Origin of the sequence: Clostridium estertheticum subsp. estertheticum, from assembly GCF_001877035.1 — a bacterium.
Taxonomy (GTDB): Bacteria; Bacillota; Clostridia; order Clostridiales; family Clostridiaceae; genus Clostridium_AD; species Clostridium_AD estertheticum.
Genome location: NZ_CP015756.1, coordinates 1,319,212 through 1,343,119 on the forward strand (window position 1 = coordinate 1,319,212; position 23,908 = coordinate 1,343,119).

The 23,908-nt window shown below is 31.2% G+C and carries 19 protein-coding genes; 15 read left to right on the forward strand and 4 right to left on the reverse strand.

Translation table 11 applies throughout. The features are described 5' to 3' along the window. Window positions 1–298: 298 nt before the first annotated feature. From A7L45_RS06195 to A7L45_RS06205, 3 genes are all read left to right on the forward strand, one after another. Window positions 299–2,359 (forward strand): methyl-accepting chemotaxis protein, encoded by a 2,061-nt coding sequence (locus A7L45_RS06195; RefSeq protein ID WP_084647369.1) that lies wholly within the window; start codon window positions 299–301, stop codon window positions 2,357–2,359. Window positions 2,360–2,919: 560 nt separating this feature from the next. Continuing rightward, window positions 2,920–3,396 carry a MarR family winged helix-turn-helix transcriptional regulator gene (locus tag A7L45_RS06200; RefSeq protein WP_071611966.1) on the forward strand — a complete coding sequence of 159 codons (477 nt, stop codon included), beginning with the start codon at window positions 2,920–2,922 and terminating at the stop codon, window positions 3,394–3,396. Next, window positions 3,393–3,779: an FMN-binding protein gene (locus tag A7L45_RS06205; protein ID WP_071611967.1), complete on the forward strand. Its 387-nt coding sequence runs from the start codon at window positions 3,393–3,395 to the stop codon at window positions 3,777–3,779. Before A7L45_RS06200 ends, A7L45_RS06205 begins: the two co-directional genes overlap by 4 nt. Before the next feature lie 262 nt (window positions 3,780–4,041). Here the strand turns inward: A7L45_RS06205 and A7L45_RS06210 are convergent, their stop codons facing one another. Both A7L45_RS06210 and A7L45_RS06215 read right to left on the reverse strand, forming a co-directional pair. Then, window positions 4,042–5,475, reverse strand: a complete 1,434-nt coding sequence (locus A7L45_RS06210; RefSeq protein WP_084647343.1) for a DDE-type integrase/transposase/recombinase — start codon at window positions 5,473–5,475, stop codon at window positions 4,042–4,044. Window positions 5,476–5,737: 262 nt separating this feature from the next. Beyond that, window positions 5,738–7,075, reverse strand: coding sequence for an aminotransferase-like domain-containing protein (locus A7L45_RS06215; RefSeq protein WP_071611968.1), 1,338 nt, complete (start codon window positions 7,073–7,075; stop codon window positions 5,738–5,740). Window positions 7,076–7,236: 161 nt separating this feature from the next. On the opposite strand from A7L45_RS06215, the gene A7L45_RS06220 reads away from it, so the two are divergent. From A7L45_RS06220 to ilvD, 10 genes are all read left to right on the forward strand, one after another. After that, the gene (locus A7L45_RS06220; protein WP_071611969.1) at window positions 7,237–8,853 is read left to right on the forward strand and encodes a nitrite/sulfite reductase; all 1,617 of its coding nucleotides are present in this window, start codon (window positions 7,237–7,239) and stop codon (window positions 8,851–8,853) included. A gap of 83 nt (window positions 8,854–8,936) precedes the next feature. Then, complete coding sequence (locus tag A7L45_RS06225; protein WP_071611970.1) at window positions 8,937–10,163, forward strand: peptidase U32 family protein; 1,227 nt, start codon at window positions 8,937–8,939, stop codon at window positions 10,161–10,163. Between the two features lie 263 nt (window positions 10,164–10,426). Beyond that, the gene (locus A7L45_RS06230; RefSeq protein WP_071611971.1) at window positions 10,427–11,779 is read left to right on the forward strand and encodes an MATE family efflux transporter; all 1,353 of its coding nucleotides are present in this window, start codon (window positions 10,427–10,429) and stop codon (window positions 11,777–11,779) included. A gap of 106 nt (window positions 11,780–11,885) precedes the next feature. Continuing rightward, the gene (locus A7L45_RS06235) at window positions 11,886–13,070 is read left to right on the forward strand and encodes an MFS transporter (protein WP_071611972.1); all 1,185 of its coding nucleotides are present in this window, start codon (window positions 11,886–11,888) and stop codon (window positions 13,068–13,070) included. A 130-nt stretch (window positions 13,071–13,200) separates the two neighbouring features. Then, window positions 13,201–13,464, forward strand: coding sequence for a hypothetical protein (locus tag A7L45_RS06240; RefSeq protein WP_151553341.1), 264 nt, complete (start codon window positions 13,201–13,203; stop codon window positions 13,462–13,464). Window positions 13,465–13,752: 288 nt separating this feature from the next. Continuing rightward, window positions 13,753–14,448, forward strand: a complete 696-nt coding sequence (locus tag A7L45_RS06245; protein WP_071611974.1) for a YjbE family putative metal transport protein — start codon at window positions 13,753–13,755, stop codon at window positions 14,446–14,448. A 188-nt stretch (window positions 14,449–14,636) separates the two neighbouring features. Continuing rightward, window positions 14,637–16,094, forward strand: coding sequence for a sensor histidine kinase (locus A7L45_RS06250; protein ID WP_071611975.1), 1,458 nt, complete (start codon window positions 14,637–14,639; stop codon window positions 16,092–16,094). Between the two features lie 192 nt (window positions 16,095–16,286). Beyond that, on the forward strand, window positions 16,287–17,603 hold the full coding sequence (locus A7L45_RS06255; protein WP_071611976.1) for a leucine-rich repeat domain-containing protein: 1,317 nt from the start codon (window positions 16,287–16,289) through the stop codon (window positions 17,601–17,603). Window positions 17,604–17,702: 99 nt separating this feature from the next. Then, entirely contained in the window at window positions 17,703–18,389 is a 687-nt protein-coding gene (locus tag A7L45_RS06260; RefSeq protein ID WP_071611977.1) for a FadR/GntR family transcriptional regulator, read from the forward strand. A 141-nt stretch (window positions 18,390–18,530) separates the two neighbouring features. Then, on the forward strand, window positions 18,531–20,201 hold the full coding sequence (gene ilvD, locus A7L45_RS06265; protein WP_071611978.1) for a dihydroxy-acid dehydratase: 1,671 nt from the start codon (window positions 18,531–18,533) through the stop codon (window positions 20,199–20,201). A gap of 112 nt (window positions 20,202–20,313) precedes the next feature. Here the strand turns inward: ilvD and A7L45_RS06270 are convergent, their stop codons facing one another. Further along, a complete protein-coding gene (locus A7L45_RS06270; RefSeq protein ID WP_071611979.1) occupies window positions 20,314–20,868 on the reverse strand; it encodes a flavodoxin family protein in 555 nt (184 codons plus the stop codon). Between the two features lie 270 nt (window positions 20,869–21,138). Between A7L45_RS06270 and A7L45_RS06275 the strand changes: the two genes are divergently transcribed. After that, entirely contained in the window at window positions 21,139–21,417 is a 279-nt protein-coding gene (locus tag A7L45_RS06275; RefSeq protein WP_071611980.1) for a SoxR reducing system RseC family protein, read from the forward strand. A 63-nt stretch (window positions 21,418–21,480) separates the two neighbouring features. Beyond that, entirely contained in the window at window positions 21,481–22,398 is a 918-nt protein-coding gene (locus tag A7L45_RS06280) for a S66 peptidase family protein (protein WP_071611981.1), read from the forward strand. Window positions 22,399–22,445: 47 nt separating this feature from the next. On the opposite strand, the gene A7L45_RS06285 is transcribed toward A7L45_RS06280, so the two are convergent. Then, the gene (locus tag A7L45_RS06285) at window positions 22,446–23,624 is read right to left on the reverse strand and encodes a C40 family peptidase (protein WP_071611982.1); all 1,179 of its coding nucleotides are present in this window, start codon (window positions 23,622–23,624) and stop codon (window positions 22,446–22,448) included. Window positions 23,625–23,908 lie beyond the last annotated feature (284 nt).

A 23,908-nucleotide genomic window follows, 5' to 3' on the forward strand; every position in this document is an offset into this window, starting at 1 on the left:
TGTGGAGTTCTTTGCTTTGGTTTATGATGTATATATTTAAAAAATAATAACATTTTAATTATATTTTAGCTAAAACCATTTATATTGAGATATTTTTTTGTATCAGTATCTATATAATCTTTAGAAATAACTACCGGTGATACCTCATAATTTCCGTTTAAAGGTCACAAAAGGTCGAAAATTATTAAAGTAATCTTATATATAATCGATAAATAAAAAAAGGCGTTAAAAGATTATTGATTACTTAATACTTTTAATAGCCTTGTTTATTTTAAATATCACATAAGGAGATGTTTTCATGAAAAGAAAATATAGTTTGTTCGTAAAATTTTTAGTAGTAGCCATGATATGTATTATTATACCTTTACTCATTAGTGGCTTTTATTCAGTTAACTCATTTTCAAATTCTTTGGAAAGTGAAGCAAAAAAATCATTGAGCAGTGCAGCTATTTCAAATAAAAATTATATAGATGTAGCTTTTAAGGATCAAATGGATTTAGCGACATCTATTTCAAATGAAAGTGAAGTTGTAAACTACTTTAAAGAATTTAAAAAAACTAACAAACCTAACCAAGCAGTATTAACCCATATGTCAAGTAATTTGGAAACTAAATTCAAGAATTCAAATGGATTATATGAGAATATGATTTTTCAAGTGATTTCTTCTGATTTAAATAAAGTAACAGTAGCTGATGGTATTGGTGGAAAGTCTATTGGGGATAAAAGACCAGTTACCAAAGATTCATTAAAAGCCTTGGAGAAAGAAGGCAAAGCTAAGATTGGGAGTGTTATGGCTTCGCCTGTAACAGGAAGACCTGTTATTACAATAAGCTCACCGATTTTAGAGACTGATACTAAACTGTTAACAGCATCATTCCTAAATTCAATAGATTTAAATACATTAACTCAAAATATTGTTAAATCAAACTCTAATGAATCTATTAAAACTTTTTTAATAGATCCAACAGGTCTTGTAGTTTCATCAGAAAATTCTTCACAAATATTAAAACTTAACTTAAGCAAAGAAAAAGGAGATATGCCGGATTTCTACGGTACAATGAAGGCTAACGATTCTGGTATAGGTTATTTTACTATTAATGGTGTAAAAAATATAGTTTCATATACCAAAAGTGATATTACAAAGTTATATATTGTATCCTTTATACCAGTGGAACAGTATATGTCAAAAATCAATAGTGTTAGAAATGGAATAATTATCGTAATTATTATAAGTCTTATTATATCTAGCTTGTTAATATTATTATTTTCACGAAGTATTACTAAACCGTTAAAATTAGCTGTGGAATATATAAGAACATTTGCTTTAGGAGATTTTTCAAAGGAAGTACCAGATAAAGCAATGATGGTAAGTGATGAAACTGGTGAGTTAATGGTTTCTTTAAATACAATGCAAAAATCTATTAGGACTATGCTTAAAACTGTAGTTAAACAATCTGAAAAAATAGAGAGTTCAGTTATTATAACTAATAAGAATATGTATGATTTAGAGTATCAAATTGAGGAAATATCATCAACAACTGAAGAGTTGTCCGCTAGCATGGAGGAAACAGCAGCTTCATCAGAAGAATTGAGTGCTTCTTCCGATGAATTAGGAAAAGCGGTGACTACTATATCCGAAAAAGCTCAAGAAGGTGCTGAAAATTCAGGTGAGATAAGAAAAAGAGCACAGGAATTAAAAGAAAGTGCAGTTCTTTCTAAAAAGGTAGCTGAAGATATTAGGAATAACATATATAATAGTTTAAAAAAATCAATAGAGCAGTCAAAAGCAGTTACTCAAATTAATGAATTAACGGAGTCTATTTTGCAGATTTCATCTCAAACGAATTTATTAGCTTTAAATGCTGCAATAGAAGCTGCACGGGCAGGAGAAGCAGGGAAGGGTTTTGCAGTAGTAGCTGAAGAGGTTAGAAAGCTGGCTGAGGATTCAAAAAATATTACTAATGAAATTCAGCGAGTAACTAAAATAGTGGTATCTTCAGTAGAAAGTTTAAAATACAATTCGGAGAATGTATTAGATTTCATAGATTCAACAGTAATAAAAGATTATATTTCTATGGTTGATATTGGAGAACAGTATTATAAAGATGCAAACTATGTTGGAAATCTTGTAAATGATTTTAGTAGTAAAGCTCAGGAGGTAAGCTCCTCTCTTCAAATTATGATTAACGTCATAAATGAAATATCAACTGCAAATAATGAAATGGCTATAGGAACTGAAAATATTGCTAATAAAGCATCTATTAGTTTACAAAAATCAAACGATGTATCAGAGGTAACAAGTGATACTAATAAAGTATCTGAAGAATTAAAGAATATTGTTTCAGAATTCAAAATCTAATTATAAGGGGATTTGAACCCGTAATTAGGGGCCTATGTAATTGATGAGTACATAAAAGGAGATAAAGTTTACAATTTATTGTTATTCTCGACATTCTAATGACACATATAATTGTTATTGTTAATACATAGAAAGAAACTAGTAATTGATTTTTTAATTAGAGTCCCCCTTTAATTAAATATATATATAACTAGCAATGGACTGGTGTTATTTAGCCAGTCTATTTTATTTTTTTGTTTATATAATAATATATTTTTAGAGACTACCTTAATGGGTAGTTTTTTTAGTATGTCTCATATATTTAACGACATTTTAGAAGGAAAGTCGCCCACTTCTATAAGTGGTAGTTAACTACCTTATCAAAAACAAAACTTCAGTGGGAGTATGAATCTCCTTCTGAAGTCGTTAATCTGCAGCTCCGCAGGAGATGATTTCATAAAAAGAAAATAAGATTATTAAAAAAATATTGACAGACCAATGGAAAGGTAATATATTATCTATATAGGTAACATGTTACTTATAAGGAGGATATATTAGAAGCACAAGAGAGGAAGTTAATTATGAGTAAGATTGAAAAGATGAGTGATACACAATATTTATTTGGTGTAATTTTTATAGTTGCTAACAGGGTAGATACTATGCTTGAAAGAGAATTTAAACGATTTGGTATTACAACAAAGCAATGGTTTTTATCAGTTATTATAGATAATTTATTTGATAAGCCACCTACAATAAAAGAAGTTGCAAAGGCGATGGGGAGTTCTCATCAGAATGTTAAACAGGTTGCTTTAAAGCTAGAACAAAAGGGATTGTTGATTTTACAAAAGGATAAAAGAGATGCACGTGTAACTAGACTTAAGTTATCAGAGAACAGTTTTGATTTTTGGACAAAGATTAGAGGGGAAGGTACATCATTTACTCAAGAGTTGTTTAATGATATAGATAAAGATGAATTAGAGGTAGCAAGAAGAGTGATGCAGAAAATGCAGTTAAATATTAATAAGATGGATAATAAAAGTGAGGGGAGATTATTATGAGTATGTTTATTAAAATTATTTTAGGTGTTATTTTTTTATTGGTATTGATTATTGTTGGTGGTGGTTTTTATATGACAAGAGGATTAAATTCTGGCAAGAATATGATTATTAAACCCAGTGATGCTTCGCAACTTAAAGATGGAGTTTATACAGGCAAATATAATGGGGGAAGATGGTCTAATGAAGTTAATGTTACTATAAAAGATAAAAAGGTAACCAAAATTGATGTTGTTAAAAGTGTGGTTTTTGAGAAATTAGAAGTATCTAGAGAACTGTTTAACAAAGTTATTAAAAAACAGGATACTAATGTTGATGTTGTAAGTGGGGCTACAGTTACGAGTAAAGCATATCTCAAATCTATAGAAAATGCTTTGAAAAAATAAAAATTAAAATTGTAGATAGTGTTAACTAACTTATGAAAAAACACTAATTGGTAAAATTAGGGCATGTGCTTTCGATTATAACTGAAAATATACCTTATCGCAGAAAATATTAGTAAGAGTATCTTAAAGAATGTGTATTAATTAAGGATTTTGTTCCAGGTGAATAAAAAATTGCATCAAAAATATACCTGATCAGATTGTTCCTTTTTTACGGAACCCTGCCGGGTAAGAAAATTCAAACTATATTAAAAGGTAAATTCACTTATACAACCTGTTTTTCTACTATAAGTTGCTGTGAAAGTTCGATTAACTTTTGCCATTTTGCTGGCATAGTAGAAATGTTTTCAAGTTCAGGTATTGAGTTCAATGGCCCCCAATAAGCGTAGCTATGTGGGCGGAGAAAGTTGTAATATGCTACAAACAACGCCAAGTGCGTGTTGGAACCTTCTTCACTACCAAAGCCATTTGTAACCCTATAGGAAAATTTAAATGTTCTGTTAAGACGCTCTATTATTTGTTTAAGCCAACGATATTCGGTTGAAACAGGATCGGAGTTAGTAAGACCAATTACTTGGATTACATCGAAGTCCATGCCGTTAAGTTTAAACTGTTGCTCAGCGAGCTTATATGCAGTATAGCCATCAGCAACGAATTTAAGTGATTTTCCGGGAAACTCTTTGAACTTATCAAAAGCCATACGCATAGTTAAAATACAAGGGCCAGTATCACGACTAAAAGAGGCTTGGTATCCTAAAATTGATTTCTTGATGGCATCCATAACAAGCCAGATATATTGATGAACTCCTTTTACTTTAGTATAGGTTTCATCAGCAGCAAGATAATTAGTGGGCTTATAATCATAGTTGTCAACATATGGTTTGACAAAAGCGGCAGCTGCAATGGCGTATCTACTAACCATGACATGAGATATTTTCACCCCATGGATTTCCCAAAGAGCAAGTGCCGTACGGCGTGTAGATAGTCCTAAATTAACGTTATATGTTAGACAGAGTCCCATTACATGTGAAGAAAAATTTCTGAACTTGAGGCTAGTAGCACCTTTTGGCATTGAAGATAAATCTACATCAAAATAATTAGTGGTAAACTCACGGTAGATGTAATGTAGCTTAAATTTGTGTTTATCTTTCTTATATTCCTTAATGTCTTCCATTGAAAGATTTGCAAGAGATTGAAGGAAAAAGCTACATTTTTTATTAACGCATTTATGGATATAAAAATTTTTGCGGTCCTTCTTTTTACTTAGGGCATGTCCACAAAATGGACAAATGAGTTTTTCGGTTTTGAAATCATCCTTGTTTTTATTGAAATGCATATCACAAACTTTGCACCAAAGCTGCCCGCGGCCTCCGGCGTTATCGTAGATATAGGTGTGCGGAGCACCACATTGAGGGCATATAGTATCAGAGGATATAGGATGTTTACCGCGAGAATTGACAGGCTTTTTATCCTTGCCATTACTGCGTTTATACTCAGCTAAGAGTTGCCTGTAATCAAGCTTTTCAAAGGTTTTAATAATTGGCAATTTATCTACAGTAAGTTTTTTATATTTAGGACTTGTCATATCGTATTTCGGAACCTTTAATGGTATATTTTTAGCAATAAAAATAAGTAATTGTTTAATTTGAGAAAGTAATACTTGATTATAAGTAACTAACATTGATATAATTGGACTCACAATGACACCTTCTTTCGGGAATTTTTGTTGAGTTTAGATACAACAATTATACCAAACAGAGGGGGTCATTGTTTTTTTTGAGCTAAAAACAGCTACACTCCTTGCAACAGCAGGGTTTAAAATAAATAAAACAAAGATAGTGTTAACACTATCAAATTGTACGGGGGGGAGTAGGTAATAGGAACAATAGCTCAAAGGCTCTAGCAGATTGTGCTAGAGTCTTTTTCCATTGCAGATAAACCAAATTAAATATGGATAATAGCTATATCATATATTTTTGAATAGTATCAATTACTATAGGAATGCCTTTTTTTATTTTCTCCTCATTTACATTACTAATGCTTATTCTAAAATAATGATCATTTCTATTTTGTTCCAAAAAACATAAATTTGTATCTAGCATTTTAATATTGTTATTTAATAGTGAGCTTATTATTTTATCATATTGTAGTGAATCATCTACATATATACAAGAAAAATACCCGGATTTAGGAATGTTCCATTTTATTTTAGACTGTTGAAGCAAAGATATAGTATTTTTTAAATAAGTCATTCTGTCACAGTATAGGGTGCTCATTTTGTTTCTATGTATATCAAATAGACCACTTTTTAAATAGATTTCAAGTGCTCCTTGAGATAGTATTGGACTATTCATATCTGTCCATTTTTTATAATTTAGGAAAGTACTTATTAGTAAGCTTGGCAATATGAGTGCGGCAACTCTTAGTCCAGGCATAAGAATTTTTGAATAACTTTTCAAGTAAATAACCTTTTCAGTAGTGTCATAAGTGAACATGGGGTCGTTTTTTTTATTTATGTCTAAATCGGAAACAATATCATCTTCAACAATATATACATTATATTTTTGCGCCATAGCTACAATAGATTCTTTTTCCTCTTTACTATAAGAGGTTCCAGTTGGGTTATGAAATCTAGGGACGGTATAAAAAAATTTGATATTGCCATACTTAAACGTGTTTTCTAGTTCATATAAATCTATTCCATTAAGCCCCCTTTCAATTCCTAATACGGAAACATTATTTAATTCTAAAATTTTTATAATTCCATAATAAGTAGGTTGCTCAACAAGAATGTTAGATTTACCATTTGGAAATGGCATAATTGACAATAGGGTTAGTGCTTGTTGAGAACTGGATGTAATGACAATGTTGTCTGAACTTGTAAATACTTGATATTGTTGAAAGTGTTTTGATAATACATGTGTTAATGAATTCAATCCTCGGGGATTTGAGTAAGTAAATAAGGTTTCTTTGTACAAGTCTATGGATTTATTCAAACAGTGTTGAAAATCTTTATAAGGAAAGCTTTCAATATCTGGAACTCCTGATGAAAAATCAATAATAGTATTGTTAGTGGAATTAGTATTATGGAAATCCTCTAATAGGTAGTATCCACTTTTGGGAGATGGGTAAACAATATTATCTTTTTCAAGTTTATCATAGGCTTTTAAAACTGTACCAATACTGCAATTAAATAGTTGGGATATAGTCCTAATAGAGGGTAATTTTTTTTTGTAGGTGAAATTTCCAGCTGAAATTCCATTATGAATATAGTCAATAATCTTTTCGTATTTTAACAATATAAGCAACTCCTTTAATTTTGTACTAGTACAGATTGCACTTTTATTTCTTGATAACTAAATTATACTATACTAATATGTAGGTGTAATCAATTTGTGCAAGTATAGTGGAGACACTTGAGAGACTAAGAAGTGTGGATAAGTTTTGAAAGGGGATTAAATTGATAATAATTACAGAAGAAATTCTAAGTAGTATTCAAGAATTTAAAAATAAATTGTTACAATACAAAGAAGGCAAATTAGATAATATGAAATCATTCAGTTCCATTATGGGGATTTACAAGGAAAGGTTGAATGATACATATATGGTTAGACCGAGAATTGCTGGAGGGGTTACAACACTTAAACAATTAAAGGCTATAAGTAAGATAGCTAAGAAATGCGATGTAGTAAAAATGCGTTTTACAACAAGACAGGATATTCAATTTCATTCAGTAAAATTGGAATATTTGGATAGTGTAGTTGATGAATTGGTAAAAGCCGGCTTAATCACAAGAGGCGCTGGCGGTGATGGAATAAGAAATATAACATGTTCTCCTCTTTCTGGAGTTTCGATAGATGATGTGTTCGATGTTACTCCATATATGAATGAGGTTACAAATTATATGATGAAGGATCCAGCAAATCTTAAATTGCCAAGGAAATATAAAATAGCTTTTTCAAATAGTGCAGAGGATACTGCTAATGCCACAATTACAGATATAGGTTTCATAGCGAAAATAGTTGAAGGTAAAAGAGGATTTGAAGTTTACGGTGGTGGCGGATTAGGTAGTGGTGCTAGGGTAGCTCTAAAACTGGAAGATTTTATAGAAGATACAGATGCATTATATTATGTACAAGCTATGAAACAAGTTTTTGAGAGAGAAGGCGACAGAACTAATAGACAAAAGGCTAGATTAAGATTTGTGGTTCAAAGATTAGGTGAAGAAGAATTTATCAAAATGTTTAGAAGTGAGCTAAATAAATTGAAAACAGAGCAGGACTTAAAACTCAATATAGATTCAAAAGAAGAAGTGATAGATAACAATAGGATGGACAATAAATTATCATGGAAAAAGGAATATAGAAATATAATATACACACAAAAGCAATTAGGATATTATTCTTTATACATTCATCCGCAAAATGGAGATATTAGTATTAACGATTTGGATAAAGTATTAGATTACATAACAAACTTAAATTATGAAACATCCATAAGACTTACTATGAATCAAGGCTTTTTTGTGAGGGATTTAGAGGAGAAGGATGTGGAAGGCTTGATAGAAATAATATCTGCTTTTTCATCTACATTCAATATATATAATTCTGTAATATGTGTAGGGCCTAAGGTTTGCAAATTTGGTATTAATAATTCTCAAGGTTTATTTCATAATATAATTGAGGCTTTTAAAAATACATCCATTGATATACAAAGCGCACTTCCAAGAATACTTATATCTGGATGTCATAATTCCTGTGCACAACCTCAGAAAGGTCTCATTGGATTTATGGGAAAGAAGAAGAAGGCAGATAATGGATTAGTTCCTGTATATTCTATATCTTTTAATGGTAGAGTAGGTTCAGGTGGTGCGAAGTTCGGAGAAGTTTATGGAGAAATCCCTACAAAGAAAATGGTTGATTTTCTTTTGGGATTAGCTCAGTTAAAAGTTAATTCAGGCTCTATAGATTTTACTGACTTTATAGAAAAAAATGAAGTAAGTGTAAGAATGCTTGTAGCTAAATACTCTTCAATAGAGAGCAATAGTAAAAATCCAGATTTATATTCTGACTTCTAATTCATTTATCATGGTCACTCAAAGCAGTGTTTGTAACATTCATAAATAATATTAGCATGCGATAAGATGAGGAGAAATCAGTTATGACTAAACCAGAGCTTTTAGCTCCAGCGGGGAACTTAGAAAAACTTAAAACAGCTATAAATTTTGGCGCGGATGCTGTTTACCTTGGAGGAAGTAAACTGAATCTAAGAGCATTTGCAAACAATTTTAATATTGAAGAATTAAAAGAAGGACTAGAATTTGCACATTCTAGGGGTAAAAAAATTTATGTTACATTAAACATAATTCCTCACAATGATGATTTAGCAGAAATAGAGGATTATCTTAAAGAGTTATATGAAATTGGGGTTGATGCAATACTTGTTGCAGATCCAGGAATCATTGAAACTGCTAAAGCAGTAGTTCCAAATCTTGAGATACATTTAAGTACTCAAGCAAATTGTGTAAATTATAAATCTGCTTTATTTTGGCACAAATTAGGTGTTAAAAGAGTAGTAATGGCGAGAGAAATGAGTATAAATGATTTCAAAATTTTGAGAGAAAAACTTCCGAAAACCTGCGATATAGAAGCTTTTGTTCATGGATCAATGTGCATGGCATATTCAGGTAGATGTATGTTATCAAATTATTTAACAGGTAGAGATGCAAATAGAGGCGAATGTGCACAACCATGCAGATATAAATATCATCTGATAGAAGAAAATGAATCCGGAGAACGTCATGAAATTACTGAGAATAACAATGGAATCTATATAATGAATTCAAAGGACTTATGTATGATAGAACATATCCCTGAACTTATGGAATCTGGAATTAACTCTCTTAAAATTGAAGGAAGGATGAAGAGTGTATATTATGTTGCATCTGTTGTAAAAGCCTATAGAGAAGCCATTGATAAATACATAGAAGATCCTAAAAAATATGTTTTTGATTCTAAATGGGCAGATTATCTTCTAAAGCCTAGTCACAGACCTTATACTACTGGCTTCTACTTTGATGAAGAGATAAAACAGAGTTATGAAAGCTCAGCATACATTCGTAATTATGACATTGTAGGTATTGTGAGAAACTATAACAAAGATTCTCATATAGCAACAATACAGCAAAAAAATAAAGTCTACAATGGTGATGCTGTTGAAGTTTTAGTTCCAAAGGGCGATAACAAGAATATTAAACTTAATAGCATGAAAAAAGAAAACGGAGAAGCTATAGATAGTGCACCATCAGCACAAATGATTTTCACAATTGAATGTCATGAAGAGCTTAAGGCAGATGATATAATTATTAAACTTAAGGAGGCAAAATAATAAAAAAATCACAAGTTATTAAACAAATTTTAGATGCAGGTAAACCGGATTTTGATACACATAAAAACATTCAAAATGTAGCCATAGAAGCTATTAAGAGGTAATAACTATGAATGAATTACTTATATATTTTGACAATGATTTGTGTATGTGTTACGGTTAGTATATTCATCGGAGGGTATATAACTATATGCTGGATAAGATGGTTGGATAAAATCAACTGTCTTATCCAGCATTTTTTGTTTTTAGGAGGTTATATATTAATGCAACAAGATAATGATTTAACGAAGGGGAAGGTTATTCCTACACTATTAAAATTTGCATTTCCGTTTTTATTAGCAAGTTTGCTGCAAGCACTTTATGGTGCAGCAGATTTGCTAGTTGTTGGTCAGTTTGATAATTCTGCACAAGTTTCTGCGGTGGCAACAGGGAGTCAGATTATGCAGACAATTACAGGAGTTATTCTTGGACTTACCACGGGCGGTACAATTATAATCGGCAACTATTTGGGTGCAAAGAAATATAAGGATATTGTGGAGTCGATTGGAACTATAATTTGTATATTTGCTATAATGGCTGCTGCTTTGACTGTAAGTATGGTGCTACTAACAGGTACTATTACAAGTTTAATGAATACACCAGCAGAGGCATTAAAATATACAAAACAATATATTTTAATATGTTCTTGTGGTATACCATTTATTATAGGTTATAATGCGTTAAGTGGTATTCTACGAGGATTAGGCAATTCAAAAGCTCCATTATACTTTATAACAGTAGCTTGCGTAACTAACATTGTTGTAGATTTAATATTAGTGGGTGTTTTACATATGGGTGCACCAGGAGCGGCAATTGCCACTATATTAGCTCAAGCTATAAGTTTCATAATTGGGGTCGTGTATGTAAAAAAGGTAGGTTTTGTTTTTGAGTTCAATCGCAGCCATATTAAACTTGAATCAGGTAAAGCAAAAAAAGTATTTAAGTTAGGACTGCCAATAGCATTACAGGATGGTTTAATTAACGTTTCTTTTATAATAATTACAGCGGTTATTAATGTGATGGGGCTTATGGCCTCTGCATCTGTAGGTGTTGTAGAAAAAATAATTGTATTTACAATGCTTCCAACTATTGCGTTTGCTTCGGCAATTGCAGCAATGACAGCTCAGAACATGGGTGCGGGAAAGCAGGAAAGAGCGAAACAGTGTTTGTATGTAGGAATTGGATGTTCGTTAATTATAGGAATAATATGTTATATATATGTACAAATTAATCCAACGTCGCTGACAGCATTGTTTTCGAGGGATGTTGAGGTTATAAAAACAGCCTCACTATATCTGAAATCATACAGTATTGACTGTATTTTGGTATGTTTTGTATTTTGTATGAATTCGTTTTTTAGTGGCTGTGGCAATTCTTTATTTCCAATGATTCATAGTTTAATTGCTACTTTTTTTATTCGTATTCCGTTGTCCTTTGTTTTAAGTAAAATGGCAGGTATAACGCTGTACGAAATTGGGTTTGCATCGCCGCTTGCAACATTCGCATCACTTGTAATGTGTATAATTTACCTGAGGTCCGGAAGATGGAAGAAGAATCAATTTATCCCAAAGGCCTAAAGAAATCGTCGGAAGGTGGATTTCTATTCCGTTGACAATTATATAGGTGGAGTATAAAATCGAAAGTAATTATATTAAGATACACCATAAGGGGGATTTTATTTATATGAAAAAGCAATCATTCTACTCAGCGCTTGATAAAGACAGGAAGTACATTTTAAATTGTTGCTTTTTTGTTTTTGCAGTCAATGGGCTATATGCCATGATTTTAGGTTCGCTTTTGCCAATTATTAGTAGTGAGTATGGTCTAAACAATACAATGAGCGGTCTTTTACTTTCAGCTCATCAAGTAGGTAACCTAATATCGGGATTTATTGCAGGTGTGTTACCTCTTTATTTAGGAAGAAAAAAAGCTATAATGTTTTTATGTAGTTTTGTTATTATGGGCTTTTTAATAATGATTTTGACAGGTAATCCAGTGTTACTCATTTTAGGATTCTTGTTTACTGGAATAAGTAGGGGGAGCATCTCTAATTTTAACAACACCGTTGTAAATGAGGTGTCCGGAAGTAGCTCAGCAGCACTTAATTTTTTACATAGTATTTTTGCAGTTGGAGCTTTAGCTGCTCCGTTTTTAGTAATTATATGTACAAATATGGCGGGTGATTTTGGCTGGAAAATAGCTTCAGTCGTTATTATTATTCTTGCATGTATCTCTATTTATCTATTTTCAAAAATGAAAATAGGGGAGACAGCAAAAAAAATGAAACAAATCAAAGTATATTATAAATTTATGAAAAACAAATTTTTTTGGATTACAGCTGGTATTATGTTTTTTTATTTATGTGCAGAGGCAACTATAAATGGGTGGTTGGTTAAATATTTTATAGATTCAAATATTATGACTATACAATATGCTCAAGTGCTTGCTTCACTGTTATGGATAGTCATACTTATTGGAAGGTTAACCTGTGCGTTTTTAGGGGACAAGGTATCTAAGAAAAAATTACTTTTAGTAACAAGCCTTGGGACCGTCGCATTTTATTTGTTGTTGTTATCGTCTCAGAATATAACAATTATAACAATAGCCATAATGGGATTAGGATTTTCTATGGCAGGCATATATCCTACAACAGTTTCAAGTGTCGGGAAAATTATTAAGGATTACCCTATGTCAATGGGAGTACTCCTTATGGTTGGGGGTATTGGAGCTATTATAATGCCAATTATAACAGGCGCATTATCTGACGCTTTTGGGATTTTTGCTGGTATGAGTGCAATTATACTTGCGATTGTCTTGATGATAGTTTGCGTTGTCTTAAGTGTGACAAGCAGCAATGGAATTGCTTAGATCGATTAATATAAGCTTAGCATAATATGTGATTATAAATATAGACTATGAGCGTATAGATTATTTATGTCGAATCATATATAATGATATCCTATTTAGTAATTTTTAATAATATAAAATAGGGGGAATTATGATGCCATTAATAGGTAGAAAACATCTTGAAGATGTAGTAAAGAAACCAGTTAAAAGCTATTGGAACTTAAATGAACATACTAGTAAGGATATGAAAGAGTTAAGAAGCAGCGACGGCAATCACTGGTATTACGTCAACACTAAGAGTAAAGAGAGTGTTCAAAAGGCACTAGAAGCTGTTAGAGAGTTATACATGTTGTCAGTGGTATATAAGGAAGAAGGTATTGCTATACTGGAAACCATGTTGAAAGTATTGAAATAAAATTGAATATATTAAAAAAAGAGGTTAATCTATAATTATTTTGGATTAGCCTTTTTTTATAATGAAAATACTGTAAGATAAAATAAAATTTATGAATTGTATTGAAAAAGCAGCATAATACTGTATAATGGTAGGGGTTAAAGCTTATTAGTTAGCGTAAATAGAAAAGAGTAAAATTCATTTTTGTGAAAATTAAACGCTTCATAGAGTTTCTATGAAGTTTTTTGTGAATTAATGATATGATCATTTATAAATGCTACATTAAAAAAACGAGAGAAGAGGATTCAAATGGAAAGTTTAGTGCTTTTAATTATAGGAATACTTAAGATTACCATACTTGATTTAACATTATCTGGCGATAATATTGGTGTTATTGCTTTGGCAACAAAAAAATTACCACCTGCATATGCTAAAAAGGCGAGTTTGATTGGAATAACAGGAGCTATTGGATTAAGAATAGTATTTGCTTGTATTATAACTTTAATAATGAATATACAATGGTTACATATTAAATTAGTTGGTGGTTTATTTTTAGTGAAAATTACATGGGATTTCATTAAACCTGAAGCTCAAGAAGATGACTGCACTGTGAAGAAAGCAGGGAAATTTTGGGAAGCTGTGGCTATAATTATTATTGCAGATATAAGTATGAGTCTTGATAATGTAATTGCAATAGCAAGTGCTGCAAATGGAAGTGTATTATTAATTATAGTTGGTATTTTGATAAATGTACCAATAATTTTTTTTGGAAGTCAAATTGTTGCAAATTTAATGAGAAAACATCCTATTGTTATATATTTGGGCGGTGGGATACTAGCCCATACTTCCCTTAAAATGATACTCGAGGATAACCTAACAACAAAATATATAGAGATTGCACCGGCAGTTCTAACAATAATTCCATGGATTTTTGCCATTAGTATATTAATTTATGGATTCCTAATGATAAAAAAATCAAAAATTGAATTGGGAACCAATCAATAAGTATAGAACATACATAAAACAATATTGAGAATTGGATAACTTTATTTTTACAAAAAACAAAATAACAATACCATTTTGGAACAAAGTAATTTGTAGTAATTTGTAAGAAAATGTGGTAATATGTTACTGGAATATATAAATTTTAATTTGCAGTAGCAAAAGTTATTTTTGAAATGAGGATAAATATTATGGATAGGACTAGAAGTAGGCGAACTATGGTTTTAGGGTATTTTTCAATTGCTTGTTTATCATTAATTATAATATTATTTAGCATTTATAGTATGAATAAAGTATGCAGTGAATCTGATTTTATTATTAAAAAAATAATTCCGGCAAAAATCTTTTCAACGGAAATTCTAACGTCATTAATTAATCAAGAATCAGGTATTCGGGGTTATATGATTTCAGAAAATAAAGAGTTTTTAGAACCCTATTATTTAGGAAATAAACAAGTACAAGAATATTATAATTCTTTGGATAACTTGAAGGATACAACACTTGGTCTTGGTATTACAAATAAACTTAACCAGCAGATGAAGTCTATCCAAAATTTTTATAAACAACAAATAGAATTAGTCGATAATCGAAAATTAATACAGGCTAAGATTAATTTAAATAAAGGGAAAAAGTTAGTGGACAATTTTATCATGACTGATAATATACTAATAAGACAAATTGATTTAGAGGTAAATAGCTCGCGTAATAAAGTTGCAAATACTCAAATAATTCAGCGATGTTTATTGATCGTTATGGGAATTGTACTTATTGTGGGTAATATTATATTTATTAATTATATTTCAAATTTTATGTATGAGGAAGTTAAGAAAAAAAATGAAGTGAATAAAGAATTGAATAAACTACTTGTTTCACATGAAGAGTTTATTGCAAACATTTCGCATGAACTTAAAACACCACTAAATGTAATTTTTTCAGCCATACAATTATTTCAAATATATTGTGATAACGGTTCATTAGATGAGCGGCGGGAAACAATCATTAAATATCTTGACTCAATGAAATTAAATTCATATAGGTTATCTAAACTTATAAATAATATAGTTGATTCATCAAAAATTCAAGCCGGATTCTTTAATTTAAATTTATCAAATAATAATATTGTTGAAGTCGTGGAAGAAATAGTAATGTCTGTAACTAATATTACTGATATTAAAGGTATACGTATTATTTTTGATACAGATACGGAGGAAAAAATTGTTGCATGCGATACAGAGATGATACAAAGAATATTATTAAATCTTATATCAAATGCCATAAAATTTTCAAATGAAGGTGATGAAATACTTGTGGAGTTCAAGGATAAAGATAAATACTTTGAAATTTCAGTCAAGGACAACGGCATAGGAATTGAAGAAAAAAACTTGAGTATGATTTTTGATAGATTTAAGCAGGTAGATAAATCGTTATCAAGAAATTCTGAAGGCACAGGCATTGGCTTAAGTTTAGTTAAGTCCATTGTGGAATTACATGGAGGCACTATATATGCTGAAAGTGAATTCGGAAAAGGAAGCAAATTTACAGTTGAACTTCCAGCTAGTAAGGTGACACATGACAATATGTTATATAATAGTAAAGGGAAAAGTGAAAATGAAAATATACGTGTGGAACTTTCAGATGTTTATTTGTAACTCAAGATTAAATTTATAAATATAAAATGTACAATGCTTATTTATTAAAAAATTAAGATACAGGGGAAGTATTTGAAATTTTTTGGAGCATAGGACAAAATGAAAAATACAAATCCCTCAATTGTTAAAGTTTTGTTTTAAATAGAATATATGGTGTAGTTTAGCTATTAGTACAAATGGGGGATTATAAAAATGACAGAGGTTAATTATATCAAATTTAAGTGGGGAAGTATTTTTTTGATTATATTAGTTGTCTTTAGTTTTGGTGGTTATAGATTCGTAAAAAATTCATCATTAAATAATAAAGCTAAACTAACATTTGTAAGTGCCCAGGTAACAGAGAGTATGGTGATTACATTTCCAGATAAAAATTTGGAAAAAACAATAAGGGACTATATACAATGCCCTACCGGAGATATTTTAAGGGATGATGTTGATAAGATAACAAACCTAAAAAATACTAAAGGTAAACATATTAAGAATCTTTCAGGTATAGAAAATCTGACTAATTTAGTATGTCTAGATTTAAGTGACAATCAAATTAGTAATTTAAAACCTTTGAAGGGATTAACAAATTTGACTAATTTGAATTTAGCAGCTAATAAAATTAATAATATAGAACCTTTGATAGGGCTTATTGAATTGACTCATTTAGATTTAGCAGCAAACAAAATGAGTAATATAGAGCATTTAAAGAGACTTACTAAATTGACAAATTTGAATTTGGCTGATAACCAAATGCGTGATATAGAAACTTTAAAAGGACTTACCAACTTGACAAATTTGAATTTAGCAGCAAATCAAATGAGTGACATAGAACCATTAAAGGGACTTACTAACCTAATCGATTTGAATTTAGCTGCGAATAAGATGATCAATATAGAACCTTTAAAGGGACTCACTAAATTGACTAGTTTGAATTTATCTGCGAATAAGATGAGCGATATAGAACCTTTAAAAGGACTAACTAATTTGACCAAATTGAATTTAGCAGCAAATCAAACGAGTAATATAGAGCCATTAAAGGGACTTACTAACCTGATTGATTTGTATTTAGACACTAATCAAATAAAAGATTATTCTCCGGGCAATACTAAGTATAAAGAACTGGAAATGCCTAGCAATGTGAATACAGTTATTACTCCTAAGCAAAATATAACAAGTGTCAGTAATCAGGTTGAAGCTAGTAAAGTTATAACATTTCCAGATGGAAATTTAGAAAAACTAATAAGAGATGCCATTCAAAAACCAACTGGAGATATTTTAAAGTCTGATGTTGATAAGATAACAAGTTTGCAAGATGCTAAAGATAAACATATCACAAATCTTTCAGGGATTGAGAATTTGACTAATTTAACTTCATTAAATTTAAGTAATAATCAAATTACTAATATAGAACCTTTAAAAGTGTTGATTAATCTAACTGAGCTAAATGTCAGTTTGAATCAAATAGATGCTACAGATATGCAATCACTGCGAAATGCCTTGCCTAAATGGAATATTAAATAAGATGGAAGGGCTTTATTTATAACAGTATGATAAAATAAACACTTTGTGATAGTATGGTTGTTTAAAATTACGAAATGTTATAATGTGGGAGGTTATCCTATGTCAAGAAAAGAAAAAAACTTATCTCAAAGTGTTGCTGATGATATCCTTGCAATGATTACTATAGATAAAAAATTTGTTATTGGAGATAAACTACCAAATGAAAATGAACTATCGAAGCAACTAGGAGTAAGTAGGACTACACTTCGAGAAGGTATTCGTATTTTAGTAACTCACAATATACTTGAAATTAAGAGAGGCAAAGGAACATATGTGACAAATCATGAAAAGCTTAATGGGGATTTTGGATTAGAAGAGTTTTCTACAATTAAGATGAATGTTAAAGATTTGTATGAAATGAGATTGATTTTTGAGCCTCAAACTGCTTATTATGCTGCAAAGCGAGCAACAGACAAGGAGCTTGCAAGAATACTGTATTATGGTAGATTAGAGGAAGATAAAATTTTAAATAAGCTTGATCGTACTGAGACGGAGCAAGCTTTTCATAAATCTATTGCAAAGGCAACTCATAATGAGTTTGTGAATAAGTTAATGCCTATACTTTACAAAGCAATTGATAAGGGCGTCATTTTATCCTATGAAAATGAAACCATAATTTGCGATACGCTAAATGATCATCATATGATTATGGAGTTTTTAGAGGCCAGGGATGCAGAGGGTGCAAAAACAGCGATGAAGCTTCATATTTTACATGCTATGAGGGGTCTTGGAATAAGTAATGAATAAAATAAATGTCAGTTCTTTGTTACATAAGAATTGACATTTATTTTTTTATAATTATGATAGTAAATCATTGACAACAGACATCATACAACGTACAATGAAAACAAACAACTGTGGACTATAATTTATAAAGGTGGTAATGTTATGAGAAGTGATGTAGTAACAAAAGGAACAAGCAGAGCACCTCAACGTGCACTATTTAATGCTTTAGGTTTTACAAAAGAAGAAATGGAAAGGCCTCTTATAGGCATCGTTAGTTCAAAAAATGATATTGTACCAGGTCATATGAATTTAGATAAAATTGTAGAAGCTGTGAAAATTGGTGTAGCAATGGCAGGCGGTACTCCGATAGTTTTTCCAGCAATTGCAGTATGCGATGGAATTGCCATGGGTCATCAAGGTATGAAGTATTCACTAGCTACAAGAGATTTAATTGCGGATTCAACAGAGGCTATGGCTATGGCACATGCTTTTGATGCACTAGTAATGGTACCGAACTGTGATAAAAATGTACCAGGGCTTTTAATGGCAGCAGCAAGAGTTAACGTACCAACTATTTTTGTAAGTGGAGGGCCTATGCTTGCAGGTAAAATTGATGGATGTAAAACAAGTTTTTCAAGCATTGCTGAGGCAGTTGGTGAGTTTAATGTTGGTAAAATTACCGAGGAAAAGTTGGAAGAATTTGAAAATAAATGTTGTCCAACCTGTGGATCTTGTTCTGGTATGTATACTGCAAATAGCATGAATTGTTTAACGGAAGTTCTTGGAATGGGACTTGGCGGGAATGGAACTATCCCCGCGGTTTATTCTGAGAGAATTAGGCTTGCAAAACAAGCCGGAATGAAAATTATGGAACTACTGGGTAAAAATATAAGGCCGAGAGATATTATGACCCAAGGTGCATTTGAAAATGCTCTAACTATGGATATGGCTCTTGGATGTAGTACAAACAGTATGCTTCATTTGCCGGCAATTGCTCATGAAGTAGGCATTGAGTTAAACGTGGATATGGCAAATGCAATTAGCGATAAAACACCTAATCTCTGTCACCTTGCACCGGCAGGACATACCTATGTTGAGGATTTAAATGAGGCTGGTGGAGTTTATGCTGTTATGAACGAGATAAACAAATTGAATTTATTAAACACTGATTTGATTACATGTACGGGCAAAACTGTTGCAGAAAATATCAAAGGATGCGTAATAAAAGACACACAGGTGATTCGCACTATTACAAATCCTTATAGTACTACTGGGGGAATTGCTGTACTTAAGGGTAATCTTGCTCCAGATTCATGTGTTGTAAAACGGTCTGCGGTATCAACTGAAATGTTAAAACATGAAGGACCAGCAAGAGTGTTTGATTGTGAAGAAGATGCTTTAAGCGCTATTAATTCAGATGAGATTACTCCAGGAGATGTTATTGTAATTCGTTATGAAGGTCCTAAGGGTGGTCCTGGCATGAGAGAAATGCTTAATCCAACATCTGCTATTATGGGACGAGGACTCGGTAACAGTGTAGCTCTTATAACAGATGGACGGTTTAGTGGTGCAACAAGGGGAGCTGCAATTGGACATGTTTCTCCAGAAGCGGCAGTTGGCGGAAACATTGCTTTAATTCACGAGGGGGATATTATATTAATAGATATTAATGCTAATTCTATTAACTTTAATGTTAGTGATGAAGAACTTAAAATAAGAAAAGCAAACTGGAAGCCAAGAAAACCTAGTATTACAACAGGTTATCTTGCTAGGTATGCTGCATTAGTGTCATCAGGTAATAAAGGTGCCATCTTAGAAATCCCAAGATTTTAAATTGGTATTAAACTAAAAATTTATAAAAATAATAACCTACATCTTATAGAAAGATGTAGGTTATTATTTTTGATAATATCATTATCAAACATGAAACTACGTTGAACTAATTTTATACGGTAAGGCTTTGTACCATGCTTTGTGCAGCATTTTTTATGGTAACTAATTTATATTCTCTATTTCTTCTAGTTACCCCTATGAAATCATATTTTACACCTTTAACATGGTCTACAAATCTTTCGAATGAGGCAAGAGTGGAAAGGCATCCATTGCCAGTTCCACCGGGAGCTGCAATGCATATAAAAGGTTTACCAAATAAACTGTTTTTATCACCATTTGAGGCTTCGCATCTGCGTAGTCTATCAATAAATGATTTGAGCGATTCGCTCATATCACCCCAGTAAGTAGGAGTAATAATTATGTATCCATCTGCTTTTACCATTTTTTTGTGTAGGGCTTGAAAATCATCTTTTACCTGGCAGACATGATCTTTAAGGCATGTACCCCATCCTTTTCCACAAGCGTGGCAAGCTGGAATATTTAATGTGTTAAGACTTATTATATTTGAGGTAGCTTCGCCCATTTCTACTCCAACTTTTGCAGCCTCACCACAGGCAGCAGTTAAACCGTCAGTGTTAGGACTAGAAGTAATTATCATTATGTTCATTTAAAAACCTCCATATTATTTATTTTAACTTTCCATTTCATTTTAGTACATTAAGGGGTTAGTGGCAAATAAAATGTATATTCGCCAAAGCTTTTAATATAGAACATATGCTTTAAGAGTACAGTTTATTTGGTAAATTTTTTCTGTTTTATATTATTGTTTTTAATATCTAGATAATATATAATTAAAGTTACTTAAGTACATTTTATGAGAAAAATAAGTTGAGTTTGTATTTTATTAGAACAAGTTTTTGGTTGAAAGGAGATTATTATGAAAACAGATAAATCTAAAGAAAAAGGTACTGTAAAAGAAAAAAAGACTAATATGTTATTAGCTTCCTTTATGCTATTTGTCTTCCCGATAATAATTGTTGTTGTTGCGGTAGTCTTAGGAGGAAATATAGGGAAACATATAGGAGCACCTATTCAAATCGCTAGAGTTTGCGGAGGAATCGTTGGTTTTATATTTGCAATTGTAGTTATTAAATTATTTGATAAATCAGCTGCGATAGATGATAAAGAAGAAAAAATTTATTGGGAAGATTTGTAGATATTAATCTTATAAGCTTTTTAATTATTTAATATTTTAAATTAATCTGAGGGAGTGCTAACGATGATTGGGAAAAGGCTAAGGTTCGGAGATACTATTGGGCTAATTTCTCCTGCAAGTCCTGAAAATATAGAAGCAATAAAAAAGGCAATTTTATTTCTAAATAATCTAGGATTTAATGTAATAGAGGGGAAACATCTATATGATAGATGGGGTTATCTTGCTGGCAGAGATAAAGACAGAGCATCCGATATTATGGAAATGTTTGAAAATAAAGCAGTAGACATGATACTTTGTGTTAGAGGTGGATATGGCTCAAGTAGATTACTACCATATCTAGATTATGATATTATAAAGAAAAATCCAAAGATATTTGCAGGGTTTAGTGATATAACAGTTTTTCTAAATGCTTTTTACGAAAAATGTGAGCTAACTACATTTCATAGCCCAATGGGGACTTCTAATTTAGAAGATATGGTCACATTTAAAAGCTTTATGTTTACATTTATGGAAGGGTATAAACCATACACTATTAAAAATCCAGATGAATTTAAAACATCATGTATAAACCCAGGTATAGCGAAGGGTAACCTTATAGGCGGTAATTTGGGGTTAATATGTAACTCGCTTGGGACTCCATATGAAATTGATATGAAAGATAAAATACTTTTTATAGAAGAAGTTAATGAGGCACCTTATAGAGTTGATAGAATACTAACACAACTTTTATTATCAAATAAACTTAAGCAGTGTAAGGGGATTATTTTAGGCCAATTTAAAGCTTGTGACTTACCACATTATGAAAGAAGCCTTACACTAGAAGAAGTTCTTGAGGATAGATTATACAATTTAGACATACCTATGTTTTCTGGGTTTTGCTCAGGGCATGATTACCCTAAACTTACAATCCCAATTGGGGCTAGGGTCAGAATGGATGCAGAACTTGGAATTATAAGTATATTGGATGCTGTAGTAGAATAATATAAAAGCTTGTAAAATTTAAATTTTACAAGCTTTTATTATATTAATTATTTTATTACTCTTTTACCTATTACAAAGTGCTCTTTATAATATCCAGTTAATTCAGATATTTTTACAACATCGCCTGGTTTGGGACAATGTATAAATTTATTGTTTCCAATGTAAATTCCAATATGAGATACCTCAGAAGGTGAAGAAGTATTTGTTGTAAAGAAAACTAAATCGCCATTTTTAAGATTATCTATATTAATAGGTGTACCTACATTTATCTGATCCATAGTTGTTCTAGGTAAAGTTATACCGTAGTGATTATAAACATAAAGTACAAGTCCTGAACAATCGAAGCCACCACTTATATATTTACCAGTAGTACTTAATGTTGCAGGAGTAGTACCTCCCCATAAGTACGGCGTACCCAAAAATGTATTAGCATAAGACACTATATTATTTCCGGTAACGGTTGTAGTAGATTGTTGTCCATTTGCTATGTAGTTTGGACTGTTTGATGTTTCATAAACCATACTTACATATGGTTTATATATGTATCCCCATTGACCAGAATATTTGATCTTGTAGAAATTACCTTGAGTTCCATATATATCTATCTTTTGATTTGGTTTTAATGAACCTATAATAGTTGCCTTACTATCCAAGGAAGCTGTTTTTCTTACATTTAAAAAATCAGATGCTATAATTTTTCCAACACCAGTAGGTTTTGCTGGAGTGGTTACAATAGGCGTTACAGCAGGTGTAGGAGTGCTTGTACTACTTGTAACCTTTACATATAAGGTACTTATATAATTTGTTTTTCCATTATAAATTATCTTATAAAACCCATTTAAGGTACCGAGTATTGTAACTTTGCTTCCGAGTGTAATAGATCCAGTCACGGGGTAGGTGGACCCAGCTCCAGACCTTACATTTAATGTTGTCGCTGTTATTTGACCATGTTTTTCAGTTGTAACAGGAGCGCTTTTTACTAGATTTACGTATGAGCTACCTATGTAACCAGTTTTTCCACCCTGATTTATTATATAAAAATCTCCAGATTTTCCGAGAGTAGTTATTTTTTCGTTTTTTGAAAGATAACCTGTAATGTTAGATAAAAGTGAAGGTTTTTGTCTAACACGTAATGATGATGTATTTACAACACCGGTGTCTGCAATTGCAATTTGGGAACTTACTATAGACAATAGCATTACTATAAAAACTATTCTTTTTTTCATTTGTTTGCCTCCAATATTTCATTTAATAGTTCTATTTCACTTTAATACGAAACATGAGATAGCTAAATTATATATTCACCACCTTTATTTTGAGTCTAATTTAATCCTACTCAAAAAATCCCATGGGAAATATTATGAAGTCGTATTTAAATAGTATAGCACTTATACTATAAAAAATGTTATTTTTATAAAAAAAATGTCGCTATTTGTTGTTTAACATGATATATATCAATACTGAAAAGGTATTAAGTAGAACTAAGAAACAAATTAGTGATCAAGTCAAT

Coding starts and splice junctions, on each gene's coding strand:
- A7L45_RS06195 (WP_084647369.1), top strand. CDS start 299: ATGAAAAGAAAATATAGTTTGTTCGTAAAATTTTTAGTAGTAGCCATG.
- A7L45_RS06200 (WP_071611966.1), top strand. CDS start 2,920: ATGAGTAAGATTGAAAAGATGAGTGATACACAATATTTATTTGGTGTA.
- A7L45_RS06205 (WP_071611967.1), top strand. CDS start 3,393: ATGAGTATGTTTATTAAAATTATTTTAGGTGTTATTTTTTTATTGGTA.
- A7L45_RS06225 (WP_071611970.1), top strand. CDS start 8,937: ATGACTAAACCAGAGCTTTTAGCTCCAGCGGGGAACTTAGAAAAACTT.
- A7L45_RS06230 (WP_071611971.1), top strand. CDS start 10,427: ATGCAACAAGATAATGATTTAACGAAGGGGAAGGTTATTCCTACACTA.
- A7L45_RS06235 (WP_071611972.1), top strand. CDS start 11,886: ATGAAAAAGCAATCATTCTACTCAGCGCTTGATAAAGACAGGAAGTAC.
- A7L45_RS06240 (WP_151553341.1), top strand. CDS start 13,201: ATGATGCCATTAATAGGTAGAAAACATCTTGAAGATGTAGTAAAGAAA.
- A7L45_RS06245 (WP_071611974.1), top strand. CDS start 13,753: ATGGAAAGTTTAGTGCTTTTAATTATAGGAATACTTAAGATTACCATA.
- A7L45_RS06250 (WP_071611975.1), top strand. CDS start 14,637: ATGGATAGGACTAGAAGTAGGCGAACTATGGTTTTAGGGTATTTTTCA.
- A7L45_RS06255 (WP_071611976.1), top strand. CDS start 16,287: ATGACAGAGGTTAATTATATCAAATTTAAGTGGGGAAGTATTTTTTTG.
- A7L45_RS06260 (WP_071611977.1), top strand. CDS start 17,703: ATGTCAAGAAAAGAAAAAAACTTATCTCAAAGTGTTGCTGATGATATC.
- ilvD (WP_071611978.1), top strand. CDS start 18,531: ATGAGAAGTGATGTAGTAACAAAAGGAACAAGCAGAGCACCTCAACGT.
- A7L45_RS06270 (WP_071611979.1), bottom strand. CDS start 20,868: ATGAACATAATGATAATTACTTCTAGTCCTAACACTGACGGTTTAACT.
- A7L45_RS06275 (WP_071611980.1), top strand. CDS start 21,139: ATGAAAACAGATAAATCTAAAGAAAAAGGTACTGTAAAAGAAAAAAAG.
- A7L45_RS06280 (WP_071611981.1), top strand. CDS start 21,481: ATGATTGGGAAAAGGCTAAGGTTCGGAGATACTATTGGGCTAATTTCT.
- A7L45_RS06285 (WP_071611982.1), bottom strand. CDS start 23,624: ATGAAAAAAAGAATAGTTTTTATAGTAATGCTATTGTCTATAGTAAGT.